This is a genomic window from Pseudomonas sp. NFACC46-3, assembly GCF_900114515.1.
GTDB lineage: Bacteria > Pseudomonadota > Gammaproteobacteria > Pseudomonadales > Pseudomonadaceae > Aquipseudomonas > Aquipseudomonas fluorescens_Q.
In genome coordinates this window covers 127,377-137,130 of the sequence record NZ_FOTH01000018.1, presented here as the reverse complement: position 1 = coordinate 137,130, position 9,754 = coordinate 127,377, and the positions used below count along the sequence as shown (strand labels likewise).

Below are 9,754 nucleotides of genomic sequence, written 5' to 3'. Positions count from 1 at the left end.
GCGTCACTAGTGTCCGGTAAAATCTTTTCAGAGCTGAAGGTTACCTTGGGTAGCCTTCAGCTCTGTTTGCTTCTGCCTTCGGTCTTCAAGGCGTTCGATGCTCAATGGGCGTTCGAACAAGCTGTGGGTCAGCCTAATAGCAAAGTCTGAAATAGGCCCCGAACATCCTGAGCGGTGCTGATAAAGGTGCAGCAAAAGGTAGGTAATCAAGGCGCTGTAGATCTGCAGACGAACGGCATTTTCGGAGAAGCCGAAATATCGTTTTAACTTGAGGTTTTGCTTGATCCACTTGAAAAACAACTCGATCTGCCAACGTTGTTTGTACAGATCAGCGACCTCCTCAGCTGAGCGAGAGAAGTCATTGGTAACCAGCACCAGTGGCGTTTCATGGTCGTCTCGACGAACCTGAATCCGGCGCACAGCCTGATCCTGATAGTGATTCGGACGTCGAGTGTTCAGGTATTTCTTACCGAACAGCACCGATTCGTCTGCCTCAATGAATTCCGGTGCATCGTCTTTTCTCAAGCTTTCTACCTGCTTCAGGTTGGCGTTTTTTTTCAGCCGTGTGACGAAGAAAGAGCCCAACTGATCGATCTGGTACCACCAGTTGTAGTCGCAGTAACCCTTATCGAAAACGTATGTCATACCCGCTTCAAGAGGCATGGTCAGGGCATCGCTCAGATCGTTGACGTTGGCGGCGGTGATGTTCACGTAAGTCGGGGCTGTTTGCCGTGGATCGATTGCCACATGCACCTTCAGGCCTTGAGTTATGCGGGTTTTCGTCGCGGTGGTCCATTCGTCAAAACCGGGTCCACGCAGGCTGATTGAGGTCGAATCGATCAAGGTGATCATCGCTTCGAGCGACTTGCGCTGTTTGCGACCAACACCTTGAAGCAGGTGCTCGCAGGCCAGGCGAAACGGTTCAGAGCTGCGCTTACTCAAGGCATCGCAAAGGGTTGAACGCACCATGTTCTTGGCGTTTAGGTGATAACGATGGGGTTCCAGCGACTGTGAAGCTGTCGCCAACGTGCGCAAGCTTTTAGCTTGGACAAGCTGACCGTAAATCAGCGTGATAAGTAGATCCCAGGAAGTGAACTGCTTAGCGTAACGATCAGCACCACAGCGTTTGACGGCTGCCTTGAAGAGCTGATGAGGAAGGGCCTGGAGCATTTGTGCAAATCGCGTGCTGCTGAACATGGGCGAAAATCGAGTCTGAAAAACCTGATTATTGCTTAAGACGCAGGCACAGCAAGGGGGAGCAAGCTCCCCCTTCAGTTTTTACCGGACACTAGTGACCCAGGAGCGTGGGAACGATCGAAAGTTGCTTGACTGGTTTGTGTTGCCTGTCGAGCCCCCCTGTGGCGAGGGATCTTGCTCCCGCTGGGCTGCGCAGCCGCCCCAAAGCAGCCAACTCAATCAGCCTGACACACCCGGTTGTCCGGTTCTGGGGCCGCTCCGCGCCCCAGCGGGAGCAAGCTCCCTCGCCACAGGGCAGTTTTCAGCCACTACAAAGGATGCGTCCATGTGAATGAGTAAACCTTTTCCGGCGCCGGGGACTGGCAGCGCTGGTTATCCGCATCAGCCCCCACCAGGAACCACTCGGCCCTAGAGGTATCGCCGGCCCGGCGAGCCTTTTGCGGGTCGTAACAGCGAGCCAGGTCCCGGGCGGGGACCAGGGCGAAGGCCCGGGGGTGGCTGCGCAGCCAGGTGGCGGATTGTTCCAGGGCGTTGCCGTTATAAAAGCCGAAATGCACGATGGGTTGCCGGGCGAACAGCCAATGGCCCTCACGCCAACCCACGAGTACCAACTCGGCATTTGAAGTCATCCCCGCGACATCGCGCATCAAGGTCTGGTGGGGGTTGATGCCTTCCTTGTGGGGCTCGACGAAGCCGCGTACAAGCCAGGCACACAACCACAGCGCAGCCAATACGTTGAAAACCCTCCTGCCCCTCGGTCGCGCGCCAAACCAGCGGCGCAGCATCCATGGCACAAGCGGCGCCACCACCAGAATCAACGCGGGTAACGCGGGAAAGATATACAGCTTGCGCTTGCCGCTGCTCAGGCTAAAGAACACCAACACCAGCAGTACCCAACCGAGCAGCACCAACACCCGACCGTCGTGCTTGAGCAGTTGTTTACGCCAGGCCGGCACCAGCCAGGGGAGCATGAACACAATCGGCAGCCAGTACTTCGGAATCACCTGGACGAAGAAATACCAGAATGGCTCGCGGTGCTCCCATGCGTTGGCATAACGCCCGGCAGTCTGCTTGAACAGGATTTCCTGGGCGTATGCCAGGCTGTCGGCACTGCCCTGCGAGACAATCATCAACAAAGGCCCCAGCCATAACGCGATGGCGACCAATGCTACGAGCAGCCCCAGCCACCAGCGTCCCGCCTGGCCAGGCATGGCCACCACCCCCTTCCAACCTTTGCGCAGTGCATAGGCGTAGGGAATCAGCAATAGCACCGGCAGAAACCCCACGCCTTTGCTGATGATCCCCAACCCCATCGCCGCACACGCCACGTAGTACCAACGCCAGGCCGGGCCGAGCAGCATGTGCCGGCACAAGCCATAGATCCCCAGGATGGTCCAGAGCGCAAGGAAACCATCGATCTGCCCGGTGCGCAGGATGCTGTAGGTCTGGTAGGTCGCGAGAAACAAGAGCGCCGCGATCCCCCCTACGCGCCGCCCCCACAAGCGTCGGCCCAGGTCATACAGGCACGCGGTGGTAACGGCGCCTGCCAGCAGCGCGGGCAAGTACAGGGCAACTTTGGGCAGGTGGGTCAGTTGCACGAACAGCGCCACCGTCCACATGAACAGCGGCGGTTTGTCGGCGTAGATTTCACCGGCGCGATGGGGAATGAACCAGGATCCGTTCTGCAGCATCTCCAGGGCAACGCCAAGGAAGCGCTCCTCATCGACGTTCATCGGTTGGCGCCAGCCAAGGCCAGCGCCCACCATGATCAAGGCCAATACCACAAACGCCAGGAGCTCGAGCCGCGAGGAAGATAATCGTATCCGCACCGTCTCAGCCCTTTTTGGCCAGTTCGGGGTTTTCCTGCTCATGATGCTTGGCGATCAACTGCAAATTGCGCAGGTAAACGATAAAGCCGAAGGACTGGCCGACAATGAACACCGGGTCTTCGCGGTAGATGGCATAGGCCAGCAACAGCGCGCTCCCGACGATGCTCAGGTACCAGAAGCCAACGGGAATCATGCTGCGCTTCTTGTATTCGCTGTACAGCCATTGCAGGGCAAAACGCCCGGTGAATGCCAATTGACCACCGAAGCCAACGGCCAACCACAACGATTCTCTGCCCATTTTCAAACCTCGGTTTCTTGTGCGTTGACGTCCAGGCGGGTGCGTTTGATCAGCCACCACACCCCGAACAGATCGACAATGCCCACCAGCGCCCGGTCCAGGTTGCCGTAATTGGACACCCCGGCCCCGCGCTCACGGTGATTGACCGGATGAACCAGCATCCGGCCGTTGTGACGGCGGATCAGCGCCGGAATGAAACGGTGCATGTGATCGAAATACGGCAGGCGCAGAAACGCCTCGCGCTCGATCAACTTGATGCCGCAACCGGTATCGGGCGTCTGGTCCTTGAGCAGGCTGGCGCGCAATTTGTTGGCAAATCGCGAGGCCCAACGCTTGCTCGCCGTGTCCCGGCGGTTGACGCGATGCCCTGCCACCAGCTTGACGCCCGCGGGGGTGCCTTCGGAGCCGCGCACCAGGTCGAGCATTTTCGGCAGATCGGCCGGGTCGTTCTGACCGTCGCCGTCCAGGGTTGCCAACCAATGCCCGCGTGCCACTTCAGCGGCGTGGTAGACCGAGGTGCTCTGCCCGAGGGAGCGGGTGTGGCTAAGCACCCGCAATTGCTGGTAGCCGCTACCTTGCAAGGTGCTTAACTCAGCGGCGGTGGCGTCGGTGCTCCCATCGTCCACCACGATGACCTCAAAGTTCTCATTGGCCAACGCCGCGCGCACTTCTTCAAGAAGTGGAATGAGATTACCTGCCTCGTTCTTGGCTGGAATCAGGACCGATACATAAGGGGGTTCGTGCATGATGCTCCAGAAAAAAAGCTGGGAAATGAGTGGTTAGACGGCGTAATAGTCGCGGTACCAATCGACAAACGACTGCACACCGACGGGCACCGCGACCTGTGGGCGAAACCCCACCCGCGCCTCCAGTTCACGAGTGTCCGCCCACGTGTCGACCACGTCGCCCGATTGCAGTGGCAAGAAATTCTTTATCGCGCGGATGCCCAGCGCTTCTTCAATGCACTCGATAAACTGCAAAAGCTTCACCGGTGAGCCGAAGCCGATGTTGTAGACCTTGTTGCGCACGCCGGTCTCATCGGTCGGCGGCAGCGGAATCAGGCGCACGAGGCCCTCGACGATGTCGTCGATATAGGTGAAATCGCGAGACATCGCGCCGTCGTTGTAAACGTCGATGGCGCGACCGTTGAGGATGGCATCGGTGAATTTGAAGGGCGCCATGTCGGGCCGTCCCCAAGGCCCATACACGGTAAAAAACCGCAGGCCGGTGGTGGGAATGCCATAGAGATGCGAGTAGGCGTGAGCCATCAGCTCATTGGCGCGCTTGGTAGCGGCATAGAAAGACACCGGCTGATCGACAGGGTCGGTCGTGGCGTACGGCAGGCGGTCGTTCAAGCCATACACCGAACTGCTCGAGGCGAAAATCAGGTGCGCCGGCCGATGGGCACGGCAGGCTTCCAATATGTCGAGGAAACCTACCAGGTTGCTTTGCGCATAAACGTCCGGATTGTCGATGGAATAGCGCACACCGGCTTGGGCCGCGAGGTGGACGACTTGGTCGAAGGCGTGTTCGGCAAACAACTCCAACAGTGCCTGTTTGTCTGCCACATCCAGCAGCTGAAAGCGGAAATCGCGATATTCGGCCAACTGAGCCAGTCGTGCCTGTTTCAGCTCGACGCTGTAGTAACTGTTGAGGTTGTCGATGCCAATGACCTGATGTCCATCGCTGCACAGCCGCTTGGCGGTATGAAATCCGATGAACCCTGCGACGCCGGTGACCAGTACTCTCATACGCGGCCCAAAACGGTCATTTGCATACATTACCCTGATGGATGGTCCGGCTTTTCCGGGGCTTGCACAGGCTTGTATCAGAAGAAAATGACGGTTTTACGAGCGTAGCGAAAAACCCTGTGGGAGCTTGGGTAGGCACAAGATTGGAGGCCACCCGATGGGTCAATCTGGGTCGTTGAGAATCAGGCTGCGATAATGCCCCGGGTTGGACCCGGACCATTTGCGAAACGCCTTGTAGAAGGAGCTGGCATCGGCAAAACCCAGGCGCGAGGCGATTTCGACGAAACTGATGGAAGGCTCGGCCAGCCAGGTGATCGCCAGGTCCTTGCGCACGCTGTCCTTGAGGCCTTGGTAAGTCTGGCCCTCCTCCGCCAGGCGTCGACGCAGGGTGGAGGCGGACACGCACAGCTGCTGGGCCAGGGCCTCGGTTTCCGGCCACTGTTCGGCAGGCAACTGCCGCAGGTCGTGCCGGATACGGCTGGCCAGGCTTTGCGGGTCGCGGTATTTGACCAGGATGTTGGCCGGGGCCTGGGCCAGGAAGCGCTTGAGCTCATCAGCGTTGCGTCTGATCGGCAGGTCGAGGCATTCGGCGGCGAAAATCATCCGGGTGCGAGGCCGGTCAAAACGCAGGTTCTGGGAAAACATCACCCGATAGTCGTCGCAGAAATCCGGCGCCGGGCAACGCAGCTCGACGGAAAGAATGGGAATGCGCCGCCCAGCCAACCAGCAGGCCACCCCATGGACGATCATCCAGTAGGTGAAGTAGGTAAAGGCCCGGCGCGGTTCCTGATCGTCTTCCAGCAGCACGATCTCCGCCAGGCTTTGCTGGCGCACCCACTGGGCCGGCAGGTGTTCGAGCATCAGTGACAGAAAACCCAGTCCCGCCGTCAAGCCGCTCGCCAGCGTCGGCTGGGCCATGGCGCACTGGCAGAGAAACGCCAGGCTGCCGGACTTGAGCTTGCGCGGGTCCATGCCAAAAAACTCATCATCCAGGCGCCGGGCGAGCAAACGCCAGAGCCGCGCATAGGCATGGGCCGGGACCCGCGCCTGGGCGTCGTCGAGCAATGCGGGATCGATGCCCACCTTGCTCAATACCTCATCGGTAGCCGCTCCGGGAGCGCAGCTTTGCAGCAGCGCCTCACGCACCAACTGAATGGATATGGTGTCTTTTTTCGACATGGCGCCGGTGTTCACAGGATCCGGTAAAGCAGCCGTTCTATCCGCACCCGGCTGACCCGTTTCAGGAACCTGGCCACGGCGTCGGGGTAATCCGGCAGGGTTTCCAGGTCCAGGTAACGTTCGATCCGGTGAGTGTGGCGGTAGATCTGTTCAAGCTCGGCCTGGCGCGGCGCCAGCAACTCGCCCTTGGGGTCGTCCAGCAACAGCGCATTTTCCAGGTCCAGGCGAAAGGCCCGTGGGTTGAGGTTGTTGCCGGTCAGCAAGGTGTAGCGCTCGTCGATCCACATGCCCTTGAGGTGATAGGTGTTGTCCCCATCACGCCATAGGTGCAGGTTCAATTGGCCGCTGTCGATAGCGCGCTGATGGCGTTTGGCGAAGCGCCGCAAGCTGATTTCGTAGAGGTATGGCAGCGCCGCGATGATCTTGAACGGCTCGCTTGGCGCAATGTAGAAGTCGTTGGCGGTCTTGTCGCCGACGATGATGTCGATCTTGACCCCCCGGGCCAGGGCGCGATTGAGCTCCCGGGTCACCGCCAGGGGCAGGTTGAAATACGGTGTGCAAATGGTCAGTTGCTGGCGACTGCTGGCGATCAGCTCACCGATCACCCGGCTCAGCGGATTGTTCTTGCCCACCCCCAGCAACGGGCTTACCGACAGGCCGCTCTTATCGAGGCTGCCAACGCTGGTGTCATAGGTCGCGTACTTGAGGCGACTGCGCAGGTCGCCGATGTCCTTGCGCAAACTGCGGGTGCTGGGCAGGTTCGGCAGGTCCAGGCGGTGCACGGCCCTGGAGGTGATCAGGCCGTGCTGCACCAGGTGATGCATCGAATCGGCCAGTGCCGTGTTCTGCAGCAGGTGATAGCGGTCGTAGCGGTATTTGTCGAACTTGTGCAGGTAGACGTTATTCAGGCTGGCGCCGCTGTAGAGCACACAGTCATCAATCACGAAGCCTTTCAAGTGCAGCACGCCGAACAGCTCGCGGGTCTGTACCGGCACGCCGTAGATCGGCACTTCGCTGGCATGGGTGCGAGTCTGTTCCTGATACCACGCCGAGTTGCCCGGCTGCTTCTTGGCGCCGATCAGCCCGCGCTGGGCCCGCAGCCAGTCCACCACCACGACCACATCCAGTTCCGGACGCGCGGCCTTGGCGGCATGCAGGGCATCGAGGATTTCCTGGCCGGCCTCGTCCTGTTGCAGGTACAGCGCGACGATGTAGATGCGCTGGGTGGCCTGGGCGATTTTCTCCAGCAGGCAACGGCGGAATTGGGCAGCGCCATCGAGGATGGTCACCGCGTCGGCGGTCAGTGCAAAGCTGCGCAGCTTGGGCAGCAGGGAGCGTTTGAAAAGCGACGGCATAGGGCTCGCAAAAGGTCGATTCCGAAGAACGGATGAGCTTACACCATGGATGGGTTTGGGTCTTCCTGTCCTCAAGAAAAAAAGACTTGACCAAGGAGAACGATCATTCTACTTTTGTTTCATGAACGAAATTACTGGTAATGAAACACGAGACATCATCCTCGATGTCGCCGAAAAGTTGATCTATAAAAGTGGCATCGCCGCCACCGGCATGGACCTTCTGGTGAAAACCGCCGGCGTCTCCAGGAAAAGTGTCTATCGCTACTTCGCCAACAAGGACGACCTGATCGTGGCCGCCCTCAGGCGGCGGGACGAGCGCTGGATGCACTGGTTCAGCAGCGAAGTGGACAAGGCGCCGACACCGACGGCACGGCTGCTCAACCTGTTCACCGTGCTCAAGGGCTGGTTCGACAGCGAAGGTTTTCGCGGCTGTGCATTCATCAACACCAGTGGCGAGACAGGCGATCCACAGGATCCGGTCCGCCAGGTGGCGAAGATGCACAAACAGAAGTTGCTCGATTACGTCACCCGGCTGTGCGTCGAACAAGGTGTCCAGAACCCGGACGCATTGGCCCGCCAACTCCTGATTCTGATTGACGGCGCCATTACCGTGGCGTTGGTCATGGGCGACCACAGCGCGGCTGACGACGCCCAGGACTTGCTGAAAAAACTGTTACACGCCTGACCCGTTGAACCCTTGTGCCATTCGTCAATTCACTGGAGATCCGCCATGTCTGCCTCTTCCGAAGTTCGCCCGCCGTTGCCGCCGTTCACTCGTGAATCGGCGATCGAGAAAGTTCGCCTGGCCGAAGACGGCTGGAACTCTCGTGACCCACAAAAAGTATCCCTGGCCTACACGCTGGATACTCAATGGCGTAACCGCGCCGAATTCGCCCATAACCGCGAGGAAGCCAAGGCGTTCCTGACCCGCAAATGGGCCAAGGAACTGGATTATCGGCTGATCAAGGAGCTCTGGGCCTTCACCGATAACCGCATCGCCGTGCGCTATGCCTACGAATGGCACGACGATTCGGGCAACTGGTTCCGCTCCTACGGCAACGAAAACTGGGAGTTCGACGAACAAGGCCTGATGTACAACCGTTATGCCTGCATCAACGACATGCCGATCAAGGAAAGCGAGCGCAAGTTCCGCTGGCCGCTGGGCCGCCGGCCGGACGATCATCCGGGGTTGTCTGAGTTGGGGTTGTAACGCTCTTGACTGGACTGAGTACATATCCATTTCTGCGGTAAAGGCTGCTGGCGGTTCCGCCCTGACCGGCATTGCTCCGTGGGCCGCCGCGAAGGGCCATCCATGGCCCAGCGCGGCTATCCCGGCATCCATGCCGGGATGCCCACTGCACAATGCCTGCGTTCGGCCAGCGTGGTTAACGGGGCGCCCGAGATCAACGTCCACGCCGAGGCGGCCTTATAGCCGACCTGGCTCCCCCGGTCGTACACCCATCAGATCTGTGGGAGCAAAGCTTGCTCGCGAGGCGGCCTTACAGCCGGCCTGGCTCTCGCGGTCGTGCACCCATCAGCTCTTGTGGGAGCTTGCTCGCGATGGCGGTGGCAAGTCCGACAAAGGTGCAGGCTGACTCACCGCTATCACGAGCAAGCTCCCACAGCAGCGCCAGACAAGCGGCCCCTCCAACAGGCTTGACCCACATGCCGCCAGGCATCACATTGCCTGGGCCGGCGATAAGCTCGCTGTTTCGTTGTGCAGCAGATTTTTGTGGAGCCCATGACCGCGTCGATTCCGATCCGTCCCCCCTGCCCGCCCGGCGTCTGCGATTGTGGCCGTGATGCCTTGCTGCAAGCGCCTGGCAGCGACCTGCGCATCCTTTGCCTGAATCGCCAGGAAGAAAAACGCCTGCTTGAACGTTTGGAGAACATCCAGAGCCTCGACGAACTCCAGCGCCTGCAGCAACGCCTGTACGAGAACCTGGGGATCCGCTTGAGCGTCGAGCCCGGCTATAACGAAGTGCGGACCATGCGCGGCATTGCCATCGAATTCCAGGAGCAGCCCGGCCTGTGCCGGAAAATTCGCCAGTCAATCCCCGCCGCCATTCGCCGCGGTCTGGAAAAACGCCCCGAGATCGCCTGGCGGTTGCTGGATGCCCACGATCTGTTTCGCGACATCTGAAC

The 9,754-nt window shown here is 59.6% G+C and carries 10 protein-coding genes; 3 read left to right on the top strand and 7 right to left on the bottom strand.

The window, feature by feature from the left end:
• Positions 1-27 precede the first annotated feature (27 nt).
• The 7 genes from BM300_RS18635 to pssA form a co-directional block, all read right to left on the bottom strand.
• Positions 28-1,197: an IS4 family transposase gene (locus BM300_RS18635; RefSeq protein WP_092462707.1), complete on the bottom strand. Its 1,170-nt coding sequence runs from the start codon at positions 1,195-1,197 to the stop codon at positions 28-30.
• A 308-nt stretch (positions 1,198-1,505) separates the two neighbouring features.
• A complete protein-coding gene (locus tag BM300_RS18630; RefSeq protein ID WP_170862074.1) occupies positions 1,506-2,963 on the bottom strand; it encodes an ArnT family glycosyltransferase in 1,458 nt (485 codons plus the stop codon).
• 67 nt (positions 2,964-3,030) lie between these two features.
• Positions 3,031-3,324 carry a lipid-A-disaccharide synthase N-terminal domain-containing protein gene (locus BM300_RS18625; RefSeq protein WP_063321222.1) on the bottom strand — a complete coding sequence of 98 codons (294 nt, stop codon included), beginning with the start codon at positions 3,322-3,324 and terminating at the stop codon, positions 3,031-3,033.
• Between the two features lie 2 nt (positions 3,325-3,326).
• On the bottom strand, positions 3,327-4,070 hold the full coding sequence (locus BM300_RS18620) for a glycosyltransferase family 2 protein (RefSeq protein ID WP_092346449.1): 744 nt from the start codon (positions 4,068-4,070) through the stop codon (positions 3,327-3,329).
• Positions 4,071-4,103: 33 nt separating this feature from the next.
• Positions 4,104-5,075, bottom strand: coding sequence for an NAD-dependent epimerase (locus BM300_RS18615; RefSeq protein WP_092463535.1), 972 nt, complete (start codon positions 5,073-5,075; stop codon positions 4,104-4,106).
• A 162-nt stretch (positions 5,076-5,237) separates the two neighbouring features.
• Entirely contained in the window at positions 5,238-6,254 is a 1,017-nt protein-coding gene (locus BM300_RS18610; RefSeq protein WP_092463540.1) for an AraC family transcriptional regulator, read from the bottom strand.
• A gap of 11 nt (positions 6,255-6,265) precedes the next feature.
• Positions 6,266-7,609 carry a CDP-diacylglycerol--serine O-phosphatidyltransferase gene (gene pssA, locus BM300_RS18605; protein ID WP_092224242.1) on the bottom strand — a complete coding sequence of 448 codons (1,344 nt, stop codon included), beginning with the start codon at positions 7,607-7,609 and terminating at the stop codon, positions 6,266-6,268.
• A 121-nt stretch (positions 7,610-7,730) separates the two neighbouring features.
• Between pssA and BM300_RS18600 the strand changes: the two genes are divergently transcribed.
• From BM300_RS18600 to BM300_RS18590, 3 genes are all read left to right on the top strand, one after another.
• Positions 7,731-8,294 carry a TetR/AcrR family transcriptional regulator gene (locus tag BM300_RS18600; protein WP_092224240.1) on the top strand — a complete coding sequence of 188 codons (564 nt, stop codon included), beginning with the start codon at positions 7,731-7,733 and terminating at the stop codon, positions 8,292-8,294.
• Positions 8,295-8,339: 45 nt separating this feature from the next.
• Complete coding sequence (locus BM300_RS18595) at positions 8,340-8,819, top strand: nuclear transport factor 2 family protein (RefSeq protein WP_046062452.1); 480 nt, start codon at positions 8,340-8,342, stop codon at positions 8,817-8,819.
• Positions 8,820-9,350: 531 nt separating this feature from the next.
• Positions 9,351-9,752, top strand: coding sequence for a hypothetical protein (locus BM300_RS18590; RefSeq protein WP_083569150.1), 402 nt, complete (start codon positions 9,351-9,353; stop codon positions 9,750-9,752).
• Positions 9,753-9,754: the final 2 nt, after the last annotated feature.